This is a genomic window from Prosthecobacter sp. GW821-HT29F12, assembly GCF_058803405.1.
Map to the genome: position 1 here is coordinate 4,441,070 of NZ_CM179517.1, position 21,199 is coordinate 4,462,268.

At 59.9% G+C, this 21,199-nt stretch carries 15 protein-coding genes; 7 read left to right on the top strand and 8 right to left on the bottom strand.

The features are described from left to right. Positions 1–46 precede the first annotated feature (46 nt). Positions 47–1,621 (top strand): lysine--tRNA ligase, encoded by a 1,575-nt coding sequence (gene lysS, locus AC3RLQ_RS18205; protein WP_493030078.1) that lies wholly within the window; start codon positions 47–49, stop codon positions 1,619–1,621. Positions 1,622–1,843: 222 nt separating this feature from the next. Here the strand turns inward: lysS and AC3RLQ_RS18210 are convergent, their stop codons facing one another. After that, the gene (locus AC3RLQ_RS18210; protein ID WP_493030079.1) at positions 1,844–2,668 is read right to left on the bottom strand and encodes an alpha/beta hydrolase family protein; all 825 of its coding nucleotides are present in this window, start codon (positions 2,666–2,668) and stop codon (positions 1,844–1,846) included. Positions 2,669–2,750: 82 nt separating this feature from the next. On the opposite strand from AC3RLQ_RS18210, the gene AC3RLQ_RS18215 reads away from it, so the two are divergent. Next, entirely contained in the window at positions 2,751–4,175 is a 1,425-nt protein-coding gene (locus AC3RLQ_RS18215; protein ID WP_493030080.1) for a sulfatase, read from the top strand. Between the two features lie 6 nt (positions 4,176–4,181). On the opposite strand, the gene AC3RLQ_RS18220 is transcribed toward AC3RLQ_RS18215, so the two are convergent. Together AC3RLQ_RS18220 and AC3RLQ_RS18225 are read right to left on the bottom strand one after the other, a co-directional pair. Beyond that, positions 4,182–4,760 carry a class I SAM-dependent methyltransferase gene (locus tag AC3RLQ_RS18220; protein ID WP_493030081.1) on the bottom strand — a complete coding sequence of 193 codons (579 nt, stop codon included), beginning with the start codon at positions 4,758–4,760 and terminating at the stop codon, positions 4,182–4,184. Between the two features lie 72 nt (positions 4,761–4,832). Beyond that, a complete protein-coding gene (locus AC3RLQ_RS18225; RefSeq protein ID WP_493030082.1) occupies positions 4,833–5,756 on the bottom strand; it encodes a tetratricopeptide repeat protein in 924 nt (307 codons plus the stop codon). Between the two features lie 176 nt (positions 5,757–5,932). On the opposite strand from AC3RLQ_RS18225, the gene AC3RLQ_RS18230 reads away from it, so the two are divergent. Next, positions 5,933–6,256 carry a hypothetical protein gene (locus AC3RLQ_RS18230; protein ID WP_493030083.1) on the top strand — a complete coding sequence of 108 codons (324 nt, stop codon included), beginning with the start codon at positions 5,933–5,935 and terminating at the stop codon, positions 6,254–6,256. A 104-nt stretch (positions 6,257–6,360) separates the two neighbouring features. After that, positions 6,361–7,986 (top strand): sodium:solute symporter, encoded by a 1,626-nt coding sequence (locus AC3RLQ_RS18235; protein WP_493030084.1) that lies wholly within the window; start codon positions 6,361–6,363, stop codon positions 7,984–7,986. 78 nt (positions 7,987–8,064) lie between these two features. Here AC3RLQ_RS18235 and ilvC read toward each other — a convergent pair whose 3' ends face one another. Next, complete coding sequence (gene ilvC, locus AC3RLQ_RS18240) at positions 8,065–9,093, bottom strand: ketol-acid reductoisomerase (RefSeq protein ID WP_461528188.1); 1,029 nt, start codon at positions 9,091–9,093, stop codon at positions 8,065–8,067. Between the two features lie 126 nt (positions 9,094–9,219). Between ilvC and bamJ the strand changes: the two genes are divergently transcribed. Together bamJ and AC3RLQ_RS18250 are read left to right on the top strand one after the other, a co-directional pair. Next, positions 9,220–10,098: a BamJ family beta-barrel-assembly machinery protein gene (gene bamJ / locus AC3RLQ_RS18245; RefSeq protein ID WP_493030085.1), complete on the top strand. Its 879-nt coding sequence runs from the start codon at positions 9,220–9,222 to the stop codon at positions 10,096–10,098. Between the two features lie 326 nt (positions 10,099–10,424). Beyond that, positions 10,425–11,531 (top strand): acyltransferase family protein, encoded by a 1,107-nt coding sequence (locus AC3RLQ_RS18250; RefSeq protein ID WP_493030086.1) that lies wholly within the window; start codon positions 10,425–10,427, stop codon positions 11,529–11,531. Between the two features lie 522 nt (positions 11,532–12,053). Here the strand turns inward: AC3RLQ_RS18250 and AC3RLQ_RS18255 are convergent. The 4 genes from AC3RLQ_RS18255 to secG form a co-directional block, all read right to left on the bottom strand. Beyond that, the gene (locus tag AC3RLQ_RS18255; protein ID WP_493030087.1) at positions 12,054–12,470 is read right to left on the bottom strand and encodes a hypothetical protein; all 417 of its coding nucleotides are present in this window, start codon (positions 12,468–12,470) and stop codon (positions 12,054–12,056) included. Beyond that, complete coding sequence (locus AC3RLQ_RS18260; protein WP_493030088.1) at positions 12,467–13,069, bottom strand: hypothetical protein; 603 nt, start codon at positions 13,067–13,069, stop codon at positions 12,467–12,469. Before AC3RLQ_RS18260 ends, AC3RLQ_RS18255 begins: the two co-directional genes overlap by 4 nt. Positions 13,070–13,300: 231 nt before the next feature. Continuing rightward, the gene (locus AC3RLQ_RS18265) at positions 13,301–18,130 is read right to left on the bottom strand and encodes a PVC-type heme-binding CxxCH protein (protein WP_493030089.1); all 4,830 of its coding nucleotides are present in this window, start codon (positions 18,128–18,130) and stop codon (positions 13,301–13,303) included. 152 nt (positions 18,131–18,282) lie between these two features. Next, complete coding sequence (gene secG / locus AC3RLQ_RS18270) at positions 18,283–18,888, bottom strand: preprotein translocase subunit SecG (RefSeq protein ID WP_493030090.1); 606 nt, start codon at positions 18,886–18,888, stop codon at positions 18,283–18,285. 158 nt (positions 18,889–19,046) lie between these two features. Here secG and AC3RLQ_RS18275 point away from each other — a divergent pair, with 158 nt between their 5' ends. Next, positions 19,047–21,191 carry a VIT and vWA domain-containing protein gene (locus AC3RLQ_RS18275; protein ID WP_493030091.1) on the top strand — a complete coding sequence of 715 codons (2,145 nt, stop codon included), beginning with the start codon at positions 19,047–19,049 and terminating at the stop codon, positions 21,189–21,191. The last annotated feature ends 8 nt before the right edge of the window (positions 21,192–21,199 follow it).

Sequence of the window (21,199 nt, forward strand, 5' to 3'; positions counted from 1 at the left end):
AGCGGTCCGCCATGGATTGGCAATTTCTCAGCGATGTGCGGGATGCATGCCTCTCCCCGGGGGCTTCAAGACCGGCTTTTGCAGTGGCAATGCGCCCGGAAACGGCTATGAACACGGCCCACTCATCCGTACGACCATGCAACCGACGCCCGCAGCCCCAGAACATTCCGAGTCCGAACTCCTCCAATTCCGCCGCGAAAAGCTCGATGGACTGGTGAAGGCCGGACTGGACCCCTTCGGCGGCCGCTTTGACACCACGCATCAGCCCGGCGCTCTGAAAGAGCAGATGAAGTCGAATTTCGAAGAGCTTCAGGTTCAAGTCGCTGGCCGCGTGCTCTCTCGCCGCGAGATGGGCAAGGCCACCTTCTTTGACATCGGCGACATCACCGGCCGCATGCAGTGCTACCTCAGCAAGGGCGACGTGGGCGACGAAGCCTACGTTCAGTTCAATCAGCTCATCGACATCGGCGACTTCGTCGGCGTGGAAGGCTTCACCTTCGTCACCAAGCGCGGCGAAAACTCCATCCACGTCAAGAAGCTCACCCCGCTGTCCAAGGCCCTGCGCCCCCTGCCCGACAAGTGGCACGGCGTGACCGACAAGGAGATCAAGTACCGTCAGCGTTACCTCGACCTCATTTCCAATGACCGCAGCCGCGAGATCTTCGTGACCCGCAGCAAGATGGTCGCGGCCATCCGCAGCTACATGCAGGAGCGCGGCTTCCTCGAAGTCGAAACCCCCATGATGCAGGACGTCCCCGGCGGCGCTGCAGCCAAGCCCTTCGAAACCTTTTTCCACGCACTCAATCAGCAGATGTTTCTGCGCATCGCGCCGGAGCTCTATTTGAAGCGCCTGCTCGTCGCCGGCTTCACGCAGATCTTTGAACTCAACCGCAACTTCCGTAACGAAGGCCTCAGCCGTCGTCACAATCCCGAGTTCACCATGCTCGAGGCCTACTGGGCTTACGCCGACTTCGAGAAGATGGCCGACCTCGTCGAAGGCATGATCTGCCACCTCGCCGAAAACTTCTGCGGCGGTCTCAAGATCGAGCACAAAGACGAAGAAGGCGCCGTCACCAAGTCCATCGACCTCTCCCGTCCATGGAAGCGCACTCGCTACACCGACCTCCTCAAAGGAGTCGATCCAAAGTGGTATGAATACACACCCGAAGAGCGCAAAGCACGCGCCAAGGAGCTCGGCGTTGAGATCGGAGCCAACTTTGAAGATTACGAAGTCACCCAGCACGTCTTCGAGCGCCTCATCGAAGCCAAGCAGTTCGATCCACTCTACGTCACCCACTGCCCGAAGGAACTCGTCCCCCTGGCCAAACAGAACGCCACAGACGACTCCATCGTGGACGTGTACGAACTCATCATCAACGGCCAGGAAATCAGCCCCGGTTACTCCGAACTGAACGACCCCATCGTCCAGCGCGAGCGCCTCGAGCACCAGGCCGGCGAAGAGACCCAGAAGATCGACGAAGAGTTCATCCTCGCCCTCGAACACGGCATGCCCCCCGCCGGCGGCATCGGCATCGGCATCGACCGTCTCATCATGATGCTCACCGGCGCCGAAAGCATCCGCGACGTCATTCTCTTCCCGCAGTTGAAGAGGAAGGATTAAGCATTATTGAAAAGCTTGTGCTGAGTTTCTGGAGTGAGCTGAATGCGCTCACTCCAGTTCGCCACAAACTTCTTGGATCGCAGGTCTCTCTCCGAAAGCCCGTAGGGCTGGCACAATCGTAGCCGTGGGTGCCAACCCACGGAATGCGTCGCCCCCGTCATCCAAATGTCATGGAACCGCGTAGCGGTGACACAAAATGCCGCCACGCCCATCCTACGCTGATCACTTCTTCACCGTCTTGCCAGCATCCAGAAACTCGATCGCCTTCTTCAGCCATTCCGCCTTCGGCGGCTGATGCCCCTGCCCGGGAATATTCATAAGCTCCACAGCTTTGAACCCCTCTTTCTTAAAACCATTCTCAAACACCGCGCTCGTGTTCTTGAGATTGAAATCCTTCTCTCCCGTCACCAGCACATAACGGCACTGGTCCTTCGCCAGCGCAGCGATCTCTTCATGCGGAATGTACCGCGCCTCAAAGACCTCGCTTTTGTCCAGGGTGACGATGTCCGTATAAAAATTCGTGCCCATGAAGGCGATGGTCCCGGTGAACATGTCCGCATACGTCACGCCCAACATGCTGGCCACACGCCCGCCACCCGAGAACCCCGAGACATACACACGCTTGTCGTCGATATCGTAAAGCTCACGCATGTTGTCGTTCGCATCCACGGCCATGCGCATGCGTGCAAAGACTTCGCGGTTGTTGCCGGAATTATGCGCTCCCACAAAGATGAGCTTCTTCTCCGCCAGCACGGCCTCCCATTCAGGCGAGATCGAAGGCGCGGGACTCGGACTCACCCAGATAAAGAGTCCATGCGGATCGCCCTTCTTGTACTTCTTCGGCACGATGATGTCGAACTTCTCCATGCTCACGTCGTAGGGCGGCGGCGTTTCCGCCGCATGCATGCGCATCTTGATCTGCGCATTGTCGGAGACCTGTGGCGAGACTTTGAAGGAAATGGGCGAACGCACACCGGGCTTGATCGCCACATCGGCGGCGAAGCTAAGCGCGGTCAGGAATGGAAGGATCAGATGTAGCCGGGACATGCGCCGATCAAAGCGGCTCCGTTTGCGGCTGTCGATGCTGAAATCATGCAATCTCGCGGCTGTACCAGCCGTTCACGGGCCCATGAAGCACCTGCTCTGCCTCTTCCTCCTCACCCTCTCCCTGCGCGCCGCAGATCGCGCGCCCAACATCGTTTTCATTCTGGCGGATGACCTCGGCTACACGGACGTCGCCTGCTTCGGCTCCAAATACTACGAGACGCCGAACATCGACAAACTGGCTGCCCAGGGCATGAAGCTCACGCGTCACCACCACTGCCAGAACTGCCAGCCCACACGCGCTGCATTGATGAGCGGCCAGTATGCCCCACGCACCGGTGTCTACACCGTGGGCGGCATCGACCGCTTTGGATGGGAGTCTCGCCCATTGCGCCCGGTGGACAACGCACAGCAGCTGCCCCTGGAAAAAATCACCATCGCGCAAACCATGAAGCAGGCCGGTTACGCCACCGGCATGTTCGGCAAATGGCACCTCGGCGAAAAAGACGCTTACCATCCCGGGCAGCGCGGCTTTGACGAGGCCATCGTCACCATGGGCAAGCACTTCGATTTCAAAACTCAGCCACCAGTCGAATACCCCAAAGGCGAATACCTCGCCGACTTCCTCACCGACAAAGCCGTCGATTTCATCCAGCGCCACAAAGACGCGCCCTTCTTCCTCTACCTGCCCCATTTCGGTGTCCATTCCCCGCACGATGCCAAGGATGAAATCACCGCCCGCTTCAAGGACAAGACCCCCGTCGGCGGTCATCACAGCCCGGTCTACGCAGCCATGATCGCCAGCGTGGACGAAAGCGTCGGCCGCGTCATGGCCACGCTCGATGAACTCAAGCTCGCCGACAACACCGTCCTCATTTTCGCCAGCGACAACGGTGGCGTGGGTGGCTACGCCCGCGAAGGCCTCAAAAAAGCCGGCGACATCACCGACAACGCCCCGCTCCGCAGCGGCAAAGGCAGCCTCTACGAAGGCGGCACCCGTGTCCCCTTCATCGTCCGCTGGCCCGGCGTCACCAAACCCGGCTCCAGCAGCGATGTGCCCACCATCCACGTGGATCTATACCCCACCTTCGCCGACATCAGCAAAGCCACACCTCCCGCCAATCAGCCCCTCGATGGCGAGAGCCTCGTCCCACTCTTTCGCGATGCCTCCGCCAACCTGAAGCGCGACGCCATCTACCAGCACTTCCCCGGTTATCTCGGCGCAGGAGAAAACACCTGGCGCACCACTCCCGTCGGTCTCATCGAAGAAGGTGACTGGAAGCTCATGGAGTTCTTCGAAGACGGCCGCCTCGAATTGTACAACCTCAAGGATGACATCGGCGAACAGAAGAACCTCGCCGCCGAGCAGCCCGAAAAAACCAAGGAACTCCACGCCAAAATGATCGCATGGCGCGAGGCCATCAAAGCACCGATGCCCACGAAGAACGACCAGCAGACCACCGCAGCACCCAAGAAAAAGGGCAAAGGCAAAAAGAAGAAAGCGGAGTAACCCCGCTCACTTTTTCCGCGCCAGATACACAAACGCCGGCGGCACATTGCCCCACACGATGCGACTGGTTTCCACGCCATGCGTCATCTCATGCAGCAGCGCACGAAACTGCCTGCCGCCCGGCAGCTTGTGAAATCCCCAGTACGCAAAAGTCGCAAAGCATCCCCCCGGCGCGAGGTGCGGCAGCACATTGTTCAAAATGGCCTCCTGCAAACCGCGCGGAAACGCCGTCCACGGCAGGCCGCTCACGATCGTGTCAAATTTCTCTCCCTCTGGCAGCACCTGGCTGAAATCAAACTCCTGCGCACCGGCGCACTCAAAGCGCATCTTCGGAAACCGTGGCCGCAGTTGCTGCACAAAGCTGTCGATCAGCTCGATGCCCACATAGTCCGCACCATGCGGCATGGCGTCGGCAATGGCTCCGGTAAAAGCACCCGTTCCCGGGCCAAGCTCAAGAATGCGTTTGGACTTCCACACCCCCGCAGACTCCATCATGCGCTCCGCCAGCGCCGTACTTGAGGGCGCCACCGCGCCGATGGTCTTCCAGTTATGGCGCAGTTCTTTGACGAAGGTGACGGCTGACATTGGGGGCCGATGTTAACGAGTACCTGCCATGGCGCGAGAGCTTTTGCAGCAGAATGCCTTCAGCAAAGACAATTATTTTTTGATCTCCGCTGCGATCCGCTTCCGGCACTCTTCTGCAGCTTGAGTGTACGGATGGCGCTCACCCAGGCCTTTTTTAAAGCCCGCCTGCGCGCGCTCCATGAAAACCAGCGCCTCCTTGTGCTTGGCCTGCGCCTCAAGGCACAAAGCCAGATTGAAACAGCTCATGAAAACATCCGCATGCTTGGCTCCCAGCACTTGCTCCCGCAGCGCCAGCACCTTGCGGTGTTCCTGCTCCGCCTCGGCATGGCGCTCCTGCTCCTGCAGCACCGCCGCCAGATTGTTGCAGCTTGCCAGCGTCTTTGGATGCTTCACACCCAGCAGCCGTTCGCGCAGCTCCAGCACCGCCCGGTGTTCCTTCTCGGCCTCCGCATGCCTGCCCATGTCATTCAGCGCCGTCGCCAGGTTGTTGCGGCTGTCCAGCGTGTCCGAATGTTCTTCTCCCAGCACACGCTGCCGCACCTCCAGCACCGCACGATACTCGCGCACCGCTTCCGCATGCCGCCCCTGTTCCTGCAGCGTCATCGCCAGATTGTTCCGGCTCAGCAGCGTGTCCGGGTGCTCCTTGCCCAGCACACGTTGGCGGATCTCCAGCACCACACGGTTTTCTTTTTCCGCCTCGGCATACTTGCCCTCCCCGGCCAGCGTGGCCGCCAGATCGCTCCGGCTCGTCAGCGTGTCCGGATGCTCCTTGCCAAACACCTCCCTGCAGGTGGACACGATCACCCGCAGTTCCGCCTCCGCCTCCACCAGCCGCCCCTGGGCAGACATGGCGGCCGCGCTTTGGTAATGCCGATGAAGAGCGATCAAGCGCCCCTTCTCACTCGCCATCTCCGCCTTCGGCGACTCGGCTCTCAAGCCAGCCCACGCCAGCAGGCAGACAGCTGACATCACCAAGGATAGGCGTATTTCATGCATGGGCGTGTAGGATCATGCGGATGATGGGATGGTGAAGCAAGACTAAAATCCGGTCAGACGGCGCTCTCACATATGAAAATGACTAATGCATACTTTCTAAACTTTGAACGCCTTCCACGCTGCCGCGTCCAATCCCGCCTCAGCTTCGTGCTGAAATTAAGCCCCCTCATCCAACCATGAAATCCCTCTTCACCACCCTCGGTTTCTCCGCCCTCACTCTTTCCACGATCCTGCTGACCCAGTGCGCCGCCCCTCGTGCAGAAATCCGGGCTGAAAATGCTCGCGCCGCCACTCCCACACAGACTGGAAACGTCACGGTGAAAGCTCTGGGAGACACCACCGTTGCCACGCGCAGGCTGATCCATCATCCGCTCACCAACAAGGACATCGGCAAAGTGTACGAGGAAATCACCATCGTGTCCCCCCGCGGCACCTCGGTTGAAGAACGCGTCATCGTGCGCGCCTTGCCAAAGTTGGAGACCAACGTCGTCTCCAAATAACCCGCACCACGGGCCTGTCCCCGCCCCGGGTTAGTTTCCACAGCCGCAGGCTGTTCTCTTGACGTGTGTGGTGCTTTGCAGCGAGACTTCGCACCACACACGCCATGCCTTACCTCCTCGACGCGATCGTCATCCTCGGTTACTTCGCCCTGATCATCGGCATCGGTCTGTCGCAGCGCAGCAAAAGCGACAGCGTGGAAGGCTTCACGCTCGGAGACCGGCAGATTGCCTGGTGGGCCGTCCTCGCCTCCATCCTCGCGGCGGAGATCAGTGCCGGCACCTTCTTCGGCGCTCCGGGCGAAGGCTTTGCACTGCGCAATTTCACCTACATCCAGCTCATTGTCGGTTATCTGCTTGCGCGCGTGGTCGTCAGCGCCGTCTTCATACCTGCCTATTACCGGCACAATGTCGTCAGCATCTATGAATTCCTCGGCCAGCGCTTCGGCCCCCGCACGCGGCGGCTGACGTCCGCCGTGTTTCTCGTCACCCGCACGCTGGCCAGCGGCACACGACTCTGGGTGCCCAGCATGCTGCTGGTTCTGCTGTGGCATCTGCAATATCCCAACGAATTCTTGTCTCCCACCAAGGAGTTCTTCCTCACTGGCGGCGCATTGGTGTTCGTCACACTCGCCACCGCACTCTACACCTCCATCGGCGGCATTCGCGCCGTGATCTGGACGGATGTGATTCAGATCATCGTCCTCATCTGCGCCCTCGGCTTTTCCTTGTTCTATCTGCTCGGCCACATCCCCGGCGGCTGGGCCGGTGCCACCAAACTGCTCACCGGCGACAAAGACCTGCTCTTCTGGGACTGGGGCTTCAAGGAGGGCGCAGGCGTCTGGGGCAACATCAAAGGCATCCTCGAACAGGAGTACACCGTTTGGGCCGCGTTCCTCGGCTCCACCTTCGTCACTCTCGCCACGCACGGCACAGACCAGGACATGGTGCAGCGCATGCTCACCGCCAAAAACAAAAAGCAGAGCGCCGTCGCCACCATCCTCTCCGGCCTGGCAGATGTGCCCATCACGCTCGTCGTTCTCGCCATTGGCATCCTTCTTTGGGTTTACTACCAGCAGAATCCGGACCTCACATTGCCACGCAGTGAATCCGGCATCGTCTCCGCAAACAAGGTCTTCCCCCACTTCATCCTCACCGTCATGCCCGCTGGCATTCGTGGTCTCGTGCTGGCAGGCGTCCTCGCCACCGCCATGGGCTCCCTGAGCACTGCGCTCAATGCCCTCGCCACTAGCTACGTGCGCGATTTCCACTTCCGCTGGTTCGGCGAGCCCGCCACAGACGCAGGCCGCGTGCGCGTGCTGCGCTTTGGCACCGTTCTCTTCGCCGCCCTGCTCATCTCCGTTGCGCTCGGCACCGCCTGGGTCACCGCACATAATCCCACACTCCGCATCCTTCCCATTATCTTGGGCATCTTCGGCTACACCTACGGCTCGCTGCTCGGTGTGTTCATGGTGGGCCTCTTCACCCGCTCCCGTGGCAATGATTTTGGCAATATCCTCGCCATGCTCGCAGGCTTCATCGTCGTCGCCTACCTCAGCGGCCTGGACATCGATGTGCTGAAGCTCTTCAATGCCAAAAGCACCTGGAAACATGCCGACTGGGTGCCCGTCATCGAGTTCCCGTGGCGCATCATGTTTGGCACCGTCGTCACCTTCTGCGTTGCGGTCCTCTTCCGTACCCCCGCCCAGGCGCAGGCAGACATGCGGGCATAAAAAAGCGCGGACCGTTTCCAGTCCGCGCCTTTCTTGATTTTTTGACGATCCCGCCAGCGGCACCGTCTTCCACCACTCTTACGAGTAGCTGGCCTGCTGGCCCTTGATGTCGCGCTTCTTGATCCACGGCATCAGGCTGCGGAGGCGTGCGCCGGTCTTCTCGATCGGGTGCTTCTCGCCGTCTTTGAGCAGCTTGTTGAACTTCTTGTAGCCGGTCTTCGTCTCGCGGATCCACTCCTTGGCAAACTTGCCGGACTGGATGTCCTTGAGGGCTTCCTTCATGCGCTTCTTCACCGACTTGTCGATGATTTTCGGACCGACCTTCACGTCGCCCCACTTGGCGGTTTCGGAAATCGAGAAACGCATGCCGGCGATGCCGGACTCGTTCATCAGATCGACGATGAGCTTCAATTCGTGCAAGCACTCGAAGTAGGCCATCTCAGGAGCGTAGCCGGCTTCCACCAGCACTTCAAAGCCTGCCTGCACCAGCGCGCTGGCGCCGCCGCAAAGCACGGTCTGCTCACCGAAGAGATCGGTTTCGGTTTCTTCCTTGAAGGTGGTCTCGAGGACACCGCCACGGGTGCCGCCGATGCCGTGCGCCCAGGCAAGAGCGATCTTCTTGGCCTGCTTGTCAGCGTTCTGATAGATGGCGATGAGGGCGGGGACGCCTTTGCCTTCGGTGTATTGACGGCGCACGATGTGGCCTGGGCCTTTCGGAGCCACCATGATCACGTTCACGTCCGCAGGAACGGTGATCGTCTTGAAGTGAATGGCGAAGCCGTGGCTGAACAGCAGGGTCTTGCCCTTGGTCAGGAATGGCTTGATGTCCTTGTCGAACACAGCGGCGATTTTCGTGTCCGGCACCGCGACGAAGATCACATCAGCTTTCTTCACGGCTTCAGCGGTGTCATAGACCTTGAGACCCTTTTCTTCAGCCACTGCGCGGCTCTTGCTGCCGGGGTAGAGGCCGATGATCACATTGACGCCGCTCTCTTTAAGGTTCAGAGCGTGGGCGTGGCCTTGGGAGCCGAAGCCGATCACAGCGCAGGTCTTGCCTTTGAGCGGTGCAAGGCTGGCGTCTTTTTCAGTATAGATTTTCGCGGGCATATAAGTTCTGGTTAGAGGGGCGGCGATAGTGCTTCAAGGGGGGGGCGGGGTCAAACGGCTTTTTCCCGCCCCGCCAAGGCCGCCATTGACCGCATGAGGCCACTGGGTAGTCTCCGCGCCTCCAATATGAAACCCACCATCGCCCTGCTCTGCACCGCACTTGCTGCGGTACCACTCATTCACGCTCAAGATGTCAAGCCCGCGCAGCCGGCCGACGCACCCGCAGCCTCCCCCTCCCTCCCCATGGACAAAGTCAGCTACTTCATCGGCAAAAACGTCGGCAATTCCATCCTCAAGCAGCAGGAGAAAATTGACCTCAAGGAATTCACCGAAGGCGTCAAGGACGCTCTCACCTCCAAGAAAAGCTCCAGCTATTCCATGGGCACCGGCCTCGGCCAGCAGTTCGCCAGCGAAGGCATCCCGATCGACATCGAAAAATTCATCGCCGGCATCACCCACACCGTGAAGCCCGGCTCTGACAAGCCCGCCTACACCGAGGAAGAACTCACTTCCGCCATGGCCTCCTTTGAGATCTTCATGAAGGCCAAGGCTGAAGCCAACATGACACCTGAGCAGCGCGCTGAACAAGCCGCTGTGAAGCAGAAAATGGCCGCCGCCAAGGAAGAGGGCGTGAAATTCCTCGCCGAAAATGCCAAGCGCAAAGGCGTCACCACCACCAAGAGCGGCCTCCAGTATGAAATCATCAAGGAAGGCACCGGACCCAAGCCCGCCGTCACCGACACCGTCAGCGTTCACTACCACGGTACCCTCGTGAACGGCACCGTCTTCGACAGCTCCGTCGAGCGCGGCATGCCCGCCACCTTCGGCCTGCAGGAAGTCATCAAAGGCTGGACCGAAGGTCTCCAGCTCATGCCCGTCGGCTCCAAGTGGAAGTTTGTCATCCCCTCCGATCTCGCCTACGGCGACAGCGGCAGCCCAAGCGGCGGCATTGGCCCAGGCGTCCCTCTCATCTTCGAAGTCGAGCTCCTCGGCATCGTGAAGTAATCGCACCCTTCATCATTGAATCACATCAGGGCAGGTCTTCGGACCTGCCCTTTTTCATTGGCAGCGTCCATCGCAAATCTTTTGGACTGCGGTTGCGAAGCGAGGAACAGCCTGTCCTACGTAGCTCGCAGAGCGAAGGAGGAAGCGCCGCTACCGCTTCCGCAGGCCTCTCAACTCACGCCCACCTCTAGACACTCGATAACGGATCACGTGTTTCAGCCGGATTTTGCCACAATACCGCCAGTCCGCCGTTTTGCGCTGTTCGCGGAACCCGCCTGATCGTTTGCGATCTCCACTCCGTATGACTCCTGAGACTCGCCTCAACCATGTCCCCAGCCACACCCTTGCCCTCCGCCTCCTCGACACGCCTGCTGTCCCTCGATGCCCTGCGCGGTTTCGACATGTGCTGGATTCTCGGTCTTTCCACCGTCGTCTCCCAGATCCTCAATCGCGCATTCCCGCAGTCCGATGCCGTCACCACCATCACCACTCAGTTCAAGCATGTGGACTGGGCCGGCTTCCGTTTCTACGACCTCATCTTCCCCCTCTTCCTCTTTCTCGCAGGCGTCTCCCTCGCCATCGCACTGCCACGCCGTCTCGCACGCGAGGGCCGCGTCTCGACCATCCGCCACCTGCTCGCACGCGCCGCCATTCTCGTGGCCCTCGGCGTCATTTTCTCCGGCGGCGTGAAGAACGGCTGGGATCAAATCCGCTGGCTCGGCGTCCTCCAGCGCATCGGCATCGCCTCAGCAGCAGCCGGTTTGCTTTCACTGTTTCTGAAGACCCGCGGCTTGACGGTGGCCGCCGCCATCCTGCTCATCGGCTACTTCCTCCTGCTCCGTTTCGTTCCGGTCCCCGGAGTTGGCGCAGGAAACTTCGCCGAAGGCATGAACCTCACCAACTACCTCGACAGCATCTGGCTTCCAGGCCGCAAGTATGATGGCAATCACGACCCCGAGGGCATCCTCAGCACCCTGCCAGCCATCTCCACAGCACTGCTCGGCCTGCTCGCAGGCAAATGGATCACAGGTGCCTCATCACCCCCGCGCAAGGCAGCCGGGCTCATCGCCGCAGGCCTCATCCTGCTCGCCTTCGGCTGGGCATGGCATCCCTTCTTCCCCGTCATCAAAAAGATCTGGTCTTCCAGCTTCGTGCTCGTCGCCGCCGGTTGGAGCGCCATCCTCCTTGGACTGTTTTACACCCTCGTCGATGTCCTCGGTTTTCGCCGCGGCCTCGCCCCCTTCCTCTGGGTCGGCGCCAACCCCATCGCCCTCTACCTCTGCTCCGGCTTTGGCTTCTTCCGCACCATCAGCGAACGCCTAGCCACCACCCCACCTCCCCCCTACGACTGGCTCCCTTCCGCCCTGACCTTCGCCCTCATGCTCGCCACCGCCCAGTGGCTCCACAAACGGCAGCTCTTCCTCAAAGTCTGAAGTACGACAGACACTCTTGTCTGTCGGTCAGCGCTCTCCAATCACCCCTGACCAACAAAAAATGTCCATCGAACTTCACCAGAGTCCGTTTGATTGAGACTCAAATAACAAGGTTAGTTCTGTGGCAATATAGATGCACTTCACTCGCGTTGATTCTGTCTGGCTCCCGGAGAGCCGAGGCAAAGCGGAGACAGCCGAAGGCAAAGCATGGAAATTAGCCGGTGATGAATCGTAGGATGGGTGTGGCGACAGCCCGCCAGTCCTTGAGCACAGTGAAAACACCCATGCCCTTCATCCTCCGATCCAGTCACCAAAACACGAAGTCAAAGGCTCCATAAATCGCAGGGTTTACGCGGCTCCCCCATCGCCCCGACATACCAATCTCGGAAGCGCGTAGCGCTGGCATAACGGTAGCCGTGGGTGCCAACCCCACGGAATCGCGCCGCCCTCGTCTGTGGAATCCAGTCGAACCGCGTAGCGGTGACACAAACCTCCGCTCCACCCATCGCATTCTCCCCACCATCACCCACCCGCCTGCTTCACCGGCAGCAACAAATGCAGCTCCGCAAAGCCACGATAAAACTCCATCGCCGGCCGTGATGAATCCACCTCATGCTCCTCCGCCATCTGCGCAAACAACCCGCCAATCTGGTCGAGCTTGCTCCTCCAGTTCTCCAGCTTGATCCGCGCACAAGGACCACCCGCCACTTCCATCACCGGCAGCCCCGTCACGCGCTCCTCCAGCTCTCCATCAGACACCAGTCCCGCGAAGTACTCCATCCCAGACTCGGTCCTGCAAATCAGCCCATAGCTCTTCCGCCCCTTCATCGCACGCTTTGATTCAATCTCCTGCCACGCCGCACGAATGCCATCTGGAAAAGTCCGAGACTTCACCGTGATCAGCCGCAGCGGCACCTGTTGGATGACGGTGGATTTCATCGAGGTGTGCTGGTGGAATGGTATCGTTTCACCTCGGGCTCCTCCTTGCCTCGTCCACCGCTTTCAAGCCGCAGCGGCACCGGGCCGTCTTCTTTGACTTGAATCGTGGCATGTTCATGAATCACGCCATTGCCTTTGAGGGTCATCTCCAGGTTCACAGTGAAACCATCCTGCTTGTCATACGCACAAAAGGATTCCCACGAACCCACCTGATCATCACCATTAAACACCAGGAATGGACGGAAACCCATTCCACCTCCAGGTGCCACATCTTGCATCCCCAGCCAGACGCACACCAGTCCATCACCATCGGGGTTCCCACCTTCGTTCCAAAACACAAACCGCCGGATCGCTTTCCCACCCACGCGTGCCATCAGCTCTGTCTTGAAAACAGTGCTGCTACCTTTGGCGAGCCACTTCAATCCGACAGGCTGCCCGGCATCATCATATTGCACCTCGGGGTAACGGTCTGTTTGATGAAGATCGCTGGCAATCACATCGCGGGTCAGAAAGACCACATCCGACCCCATGGTGACACACTTCCCGCCCAAATCAGCCGAAGGAAGAATGTTGAGCATCAGACCAAGAAGACACGGCATGAGGAACTTCATGCAGGCATGTTAAACGGCAAACTCGTTTGATGGCAAGGCTATGAGCCAGACTTTATTGGCAGAGCGCGCCGGGAAACGCGTCAGCGTTCTGGCGGAGAGGGTTCGTCCCGCTCCCGCACCGCCCACCGCTCCCGCACATCCTCAAACACGCCTTCAGTCTGGGGGATCAAGATATCCCCCACCGTCGCTGGCCCTAAGCTCGCCTTCCAATTTCAACCATCACTTCCCGCTCGCCCACTTCACCGCATTCGTCAGAATCTGCTGATACGGCTTCAGATCATGCACCCGCGCATCATGCCCCAGCGCGATGCCAACCACCTTCGCCTTCGCATGCTCGGTGATCCACACGCTCGGATGCCCCGCCTTGTACTTCTCGCTCGGGCTCGTCTCAGCCAGCACGGTGATCTTCGCCGTGCCCGCAGGAATTTTCTCCGGCTCCGCATTCACATAGTACAGCTCGTCTTCCACCGTGAAGCTCGCTGGCACCCCCGCCATGATCGGATGATCCGCCTTCACCGCCTTCACATCAAACGGATGAATCCGGTCATGCCCCCGCGCACCACCACCCACGATCTGCGCATTCAGCTCAGGCCATCCGCCAAACCCATACCACGTGCCAGGATGCAGCATGATGATCCCCTTGCCCGCAGCCGCGAAATCAAACAGCGCCTTCCGATACACCGCCGTGTCAAAAAACTTCCGGTTCACGCTGATCACCGCCACATCCGCATTCGCAAGCTCAGCCGCAGCCTGATCGCGGTCCTCCGTATAATGCACCGTAAACCCAGCCGCCTTCAGCGTCGCCACATCCGTCTCACCAAAGAACTTCGCGAAGTTGTGCGATGAACCACCACCAATGACCAGCACCTTCGTCTTCCCAGCCTCCCACTGCACCGGCGTCGCAGCCACCAGCGGCCCATCACCCTTGCCACCTTCTTTGGGCCCGCCTTCCGGCGTAGCACGAACGTCCACGTTCGTTTTCGGCTTGGCCGCCGCCCTTCCCAGTTTCGCAGGTTCCGCGCTCGCCGTGATCGCCACCGTGCAAGGCGTGACAATGCTGCCGCTCGTCTCCAGCGTGATCTTCTTCAGCGCGCCCTTCTTCTTCAAGTTGATTGCGAAATAACGCAGCTGTCCGCGCCGGGTAAAGTCGCCCGCATCATCACTCAGCGGCACCTCGGCCTTGCCGATGTAGTCGGCGAAGTGCTCTCCGTTTTTGAGCACGATGCTCTCCTTGTCGCCGTCAGCGAATTCAACCTGCACCGTCATCGCGGGCTGCCCGAGAGCTTTGTCCCCGCCGAAAGGCCAGCCCCAGCCAGCGACCCCGCCAAGGAAGTGCAGGCTTGCGGCAGTCGCACTCGTGGCGATCTCGACCTTCTCAGGGAAATTCTCCGCCACCGTGCCTTTGCCACCACCTTTGAGCGCGATCAGGCTCGCGCCAGTCTGCGATTTCTCAGGATCCATCACGAAAAACGGCACACCATTCACAGTGACATTTCCAAACTTGTGCAGCGTCACCGTCTGATCCTTCGCATCTTCCTTCGCGAAGATGCCGGCACGGCTGTCAGCGTTGTAGGCAGTGCGCAGATCAATCACACGGAACTTCTGCTCCCCACCGCAGATGAAAGCCAGAATGTCCCTCAGCGTCTCAGCACCCAGCGCATCCAATCCTTCCGGCATCAGACTCCGCCGTGTATTCTCGCGTGTGACGATGTCATCCTTCTTGATTTCAAAATCACCCACCTGATTGCGCAGCGTCAGGCTCGCCTGATTTTCCGTGATGATCACCCCCGCCTGAGTCTCACCCTTCTTCGTGGTGATGTTCCAGGCCCAGAAGCTCGGATCCACCTCACGGTTCGGATCCACAATATGCACCAGCAGTTCCGCCGGACCATGCGCCCCCATGCCCGTGAGCTGCGGCCCCACATCACGCAGCCCCAGATCACCCAGCTTATGACAAACAGCACAGGCCGCAGCAAACATCGCCTTGCCCTTGACCGCATCGCCCGGCTTCTCCACCTCCGGCGTCAGCTGCGCCAGCAGCTCGTTCTTCGCCTTCGCATTCGGGTTCAGCTTGTCGATCATCGCATTCGCCTGCTTCGCCACCTGCTTGTTCGGATGCGTCCGCAGCCGCGCAATATTCCCCGGCCCAATCTCCTTCGGATCAATCTTCCCATTCTGGATAGCAGCCAGCAGCGCCAGCGCAGCCTCCGGCCTCTTCAAAATCGCATCAAACGCTTGGGTACGTAGTTCGGGCTTCAGCCCGTTCAGGTTCCCCACAAGAGCCGTAACACTCCCCTTCTCATCCATCGCCGCAATAATCGCCCCCTGCAGTTCCACTGGCACATCAGTCTTCGCCAAAGCCCCCACAACCAAAGCACTCGCCTCACCACCGATGCCGATCAGCGCCTTGGCAGACGTAATGCGCTCACCCATAGCCGCAGCCTTGTCCTCCAGCTTCCCCGTCAGTCGGGCAATCTGCCCCTTCACCTCCGCCGCCAGCACACCCGCCTTGTCCCACTTCACCACCAGCGGCAACGCAGCCGCCGCCAGCGCAGGCTGCGCCAGAAGCTTCTTCAAAGAAGCCGTCAGCTCCGGCGTAAGCGCAGGCCCATCATTCAACTGCTGGGTGATGCCCTGCAGGATGACAATTTTCAGCGCATCGGCTTTGGCATCCGCATTGGCACAGGCACTGATAAGTTTGTCAGCACCAGCTGGCAAAGCCGCTGGAAGCAATGCCGCCACGAAAGCTTCTGCCCCACCATGGGCGAGCGCGGCTTCAATGCTTGGCTGCGCTTGATCAGCACAGGCGGCAATCAGCGCCGAACGGCTCCAGTCCTCCTTGGCAGCCGCGTAGTCCTTCAGAACCTGCTCGCGCCCCGCATCGGTCTGCACGGCTTTCTCAGCAGCTTCGTAGGCTTTGAGGGCATCGCTGCCCATGCTTGCATTGAGGTTTTCGCCCTTCTTCGCCACCTTCGTCGCCTGCTTGTGCTGCACCTTCCAGATGCGGCCAAAATAATGGTCACGGTCAGGACGCACCGCCGCATTGGCCGGACCATGAATCGGCCCGCGCGTGTCATTATGAATCACCGCCTGATTATAAAAATCCACCACATACAGCGCCCCATCCGGCCCCACACGGTTCTCAATCGGACGGAACCACAAATCCTTGCTGCGAATAAACTCCGTCTTCTCACGCCCCGCCTCACGATGCGCCTTGTAGGTCACCCCGTCTTTCTCCACAAAGAAATGACTCACGATGTTCAGCGTCGGCTCGGTGGTGAAGTAGCTGTAGTTCCACTTCGACGGCCACGCGCCACCTTCATAAATGGCACATCCAGCCGCAGCCGTATAGCTCCCCACCTGATCGATCTGCACATACGCCTGCTCCGGCCATGACATCAGCGGATACGTCGGCTCCTTCGGCAGCATCCCATTCGTGCCCATCACCCCGGGCAGCTTGCCCTTCGCCAGCACATACTCAGGCAGCACCACATGCAGGAAATGATTCCCGCTCGTCGGCTGCGTGAAAAACACCTGCCCGTCCGAAGTGATGTCCAGCCCCCAGGTATTCCCACCGCGCGAAGCATACTGCTCAAACGCGCTGCCATCCGGCTTGAACCTCACCACACCGCTGCCGTCCGTCCCAAAATCCTGCTTCCCATCCGGCGAGGTCACATGCCCGGAGCTGTACCCATGCGTGGCATACACCCAGCCATCCAGCCCCCAGCGCAGATTGTTGATCACCGCATGCGTGTCACCAGTACCCAGCCCCGTATAAAGCTTCGTGCGCTTGTCAGCGGTCTCGTCTCCATCCGTGTCTTCGAGATACCAGATGTCCGGCGCAGCACAGGCGATGACGCCCTTCTTGTAGAAGCAGAAGCTTGTGACGAGTTCCAGCTTGTCCGCAAACACATGCTTCTTGTCCATCACCCCGTCGCCGTTCGTGTCAGACAAAATCGAAATCCGGTCGATCGGATCACGATCATACTTGGTCGTCCATGAGCCGCTGTCCTTCCACTTCTCCACATTCAGCTCACGCCGCCCGTTCGGATACTCCGGCGTCTCACAGACCCACAGCCGCCCCTTCTCGTCCCAGTCCACATTCATGACCTTGTTGATCAGCGGCTCGCTGGCCACCAGCGAGATGTCGAACTCCGGATGCACCTCCAGCTTCTCCGCCGCCTTTTCCGGCCGCGTGGGTCCACCTTCCACATACCGCAGATTGTCCCCCAGCTCCTCCGGCTTGCACAGCTCATCCACATTCTCCCTCTTCCCCGCCCACGCGATCCCCCTCAGCAGCAGCGCACGGAAATTCGGCCGGCTGAAGTTCGCATAGTAGTGCCCCGGAATGCTGACAAAAGACCGGTAGTTGTCCTTCTCATAAGTCCAGACCTGCGGCTGAATGTCATAGATACTGACCTCCTTGCCCCCCTTGGTAATTTCCGCCGCCCGCTTCGCCGCCTTCTCATTGCGGGTCCCCGCCGGTTTTGGGGTGTAGGCTCCGGCCAGAATCCGGCACTCAGGCAATACATCCATGTCGTAGTAAATTTCGTCATCCATTGCGAAATTCGACACATCTTTCGTGATTTTGTCCGACCTGTCGGTGAAATACAAATGCATCGGCCCCTCCCGCCATTTCGTCTGCCCATGGTGCCAGGACCCGCCAATGATGCCCTTGAACCAGTCATGATCCTTGGAAACCGAGGCCGCGTGGATCGTCACAATGCCGCCTCCCCGCTGCAAATACTCCATCAAGTCCTTCCGTTCCTGCCCGATCTTGATGTCCCCACCGCTGTCCAGGTGCAGAATCAGGACATCCGTTGCAGCCAGCTGCTCCTTGGTCGGGAAAGCATCCCCGCCCGTCGCCTTCGCCCCCCGCTCATTCAGCAGCGGCACCCAGTCCCGCAGGAAGGAGGGATGATCATGCGCTCCCGGGCCGTGGGACTTCGGACCCGACCGGATGAAAACGCGCAGCGGCTCCGCCGCGAAGGACGAGTGCGGAACAACGCAAGACGCAGCAAGTGCGAGACAGAAAAGGAAACGTTTCATGGTTGGTTCGATGGTAGGCAGAACCAACGCATGATGTGAAGCCCGTTTTCGCACGGCACACTATCGGAAATGCACATGCCATCCCCGCCTGAAAAGACAAAGGGCACGACTCGCGTCGTGCCCTTGGTCTGAAATTCAAAGCAATCCGCCGCTTACTTCGGCTGTGCTGCGGGCGCAGGAGCCGGTGTCGGCGCTGGTGTTGCCGCAGGAGCCGGAGCTGCCGTAGGTGCAGGTGTCGCGGCTGGCGCGGGTGCAGCGGCCTTGGGTGCTTCAGGAGCCTTGGCCGGCTCTGTCTTGGCAGGAGCAGGCGCAGGAGCGTCGTTCTTCGCTTCAGCCTTCGGAGCCTCAGCTGCCTTGGCAGGTTCGCCCGGCTTGGCCGCATCCTTTTTCACGGCTTCCTGGATTTTCTCCAGAATCTTGGCCTTGGCCTGCTCTTCAGCCGTTGGGGCGGCTGCGGCCGCCGGGGCTGCTGCCGCAGGCTTGGCATCGCCATAGATAGTCGGGGCCTTGCTGCCGGTCTGGTGACGGCTCACAAGCACGGCCAGGAGGATGGTGATGGCAAAAAGGAAGATGGCCAGATAGACCGTGAACTTCTGCAGCACGTTCGTGGTCTGTGCGCCCCAGACCTGGCTGGCGGCGGCGTCGCCGAAGGAGGCACCGAGGCCTTCCTGACGGGGGCGCTGCATAAGCACGACGAGAATGAGCAGAAGGCAGACGATGACTTCGACTACGGTAAGAATTCCAATGAAGATGTCCATAAAAGGGGCGCGAATATGGGGGGACTTCCCAGCTTGGCAAGGGGGAGTTCCAGTTGAGCAGCCCGATTCACTCCACTGTCCAGGGCCAGTCAGGGCGTTTTCCACTCCTTTACAGTGCGTTTACAGACGCCAGCCGCCGCCTAAACCACCATGGTGGCATGAAGACGATTCTTTATGCTTTTTTCATCGCCACGCCCCTGATTGCGCAGGATTTCCGCCAGCGGGCCTGGATTTCTCCCAGTTCGCGCATCATTCACTCACAACCGGTGCAGGTGACCCAGGTCGATGCCCACATCGACATCGCGGATCAAATCGCCACAACCACCCTCGACATCGCCCTGCGTAATCCGACCGCCCGTCCGCAGGAGTCCGAACTGCTCGTCCCGGTGCCGAGCGGAGCGGTGCTGAAGGCCTTCGCCTTTGAGGGCGGCAATTCCGAGGGAACGGCCAAATTGCTGCCGCGTGATGAAGCTCGACGCATCTACGACACTATCGTTGCACAGACGCGCGATCCGGCGCTGCTGGAGTTTGTCGGTAACGCGGTCGTGAAATCGAGCGTGTTCCCCGTCCCGGCCAATGGCACGCAAAAAGTGCGGGTAACCTATGAGCAACTGCTCGAAGCCGATGGTGCACGGCTCGATTATATCCTGCCGCGCTCGGAAGCAGTGGAATATTCAGTGCCGTGGAAGCTCTCCATGCGCGTCAAATCCACGTCACGCATCGCCTCGCTGTATTCTGCAAGCCACGAGATCTCGGCCAAACAGCCGGATGGCAACACCGCCACCCTCTCCTGCGAGACCAGGGACCCAGGAGCTTTCCGGGTGTCTCTGCTACGCGAAACCAAAGATGAAATGACCGCCTCGCTGCTGGCCTATCCAGATCCGAAGATTGGCGGCGGCTATTTCCTCGTAATGATCGCCCCGCCCAAGCCCAAGGCAGATGCGAAACCCATCCTGCGCGAGGTCACCCTCGTCATCGACCGCAGCGGCAGCATGGCCGGCCCCAAGCTCGATCAGGTCAAAGCTGCCGCCTTGCAGGTGATCGAAGGCCTGAACGACGGCGAGGGCTTCAACCTCATCGTTTATAATGAGGCAGTTGAGATGTTTGCAGCTCAGCCGGTGATCAAAAATACCGAGACCACCAAGCAGGCCCGCGACTACATCAGTGCGCTGCGGGTGAGCGGCGGCACGAACATCCATGACTCCGTCGTCGAGGCGCTGCGCCAGAAGCCGCTCGAAGGCATGCTGCCCATCGTCCTTTTCCTCACCGACGGCCTGCCCACCATCGGCCAGACCTCGGAGAAGGCGATCCGTGAGGCGGTGGCCAAGGGGAATCCGCAACAGCGCCGCGTCTTCACCTTCGGCGTCGGAGTGGATGTGAACACACCGCTGCTTTCCCGCATCGCCCGCGATACCCGAGGCAGCGCGGAGTTTGTGCTGCCGAAGGAGGATGTGGAGGTCAAAGTAGGCCGTGTTTTTGACCGTCTGCGTGGACCGCTGCTCACGAAACCGGTAGTGCGGGTGGATGATCCAAGCCGTGTGAGCGATCTCATCCCCTCTCCCCTGCCCGATGTGTTTGAAGGGGAGCAGATTCTCCTGTCCGGCACCTACCGTGGTGAAGCACCGCTGCATTTCCAGCTCACCGGCGCCGCCGCCGGGGGAGAACGAAAATTCGATTTCACCTTCAATCTCGACAAGGCCAGCACCGCAAACGCCTTTGTGGCCCGGCTTTGGGCCAGCAACAAAATCGCGGTGCTCAGCGAGGCGATCCGTGACCTGGGTGCCGATGGTGCAACGGGTGGAACCACGGAGCTGGTGAATGAAATCGTGCGCCTTTCAACGCAGTTCGGCATTCTCACGGAATACACCGCCTTCCTGGCCGAAGAAGGCACCTCGCTCGCCGCAGCGCCTGCCAATGCCATCAAAACCGCCGACAATTACAGCGACCGGGCGATGAAGATGCGCAGTGGTGTCGGCTCCGTCTCTCAGGAAGGCAATTTGACCAAAGCCGCCAGTTCCAAGCAGCTCAACGTCCGCAATCGTTTCCTCGATGACAAGATGCAGGCCATTGAGATCACCAGCGTGCAACAGTGCCAGGCCGGTGCCCTCTTTAACAAAGGCAACCGCTGGACCGACGCCAGCGCCGCCAAGGCTGAACGTGCACCCGACCGCACCATCGAGATCGGCAGCCCTGAGTTTGGCCGCCTGGTCGATGAACTCGCCGCCGACAACCGCCAGAGCCTGCTGGCCCTGCGTGGGGAGCTGCTGCTGCAGCATCGCGGCCAGCTCGTCCTCATCCGCTGAAATTTCTC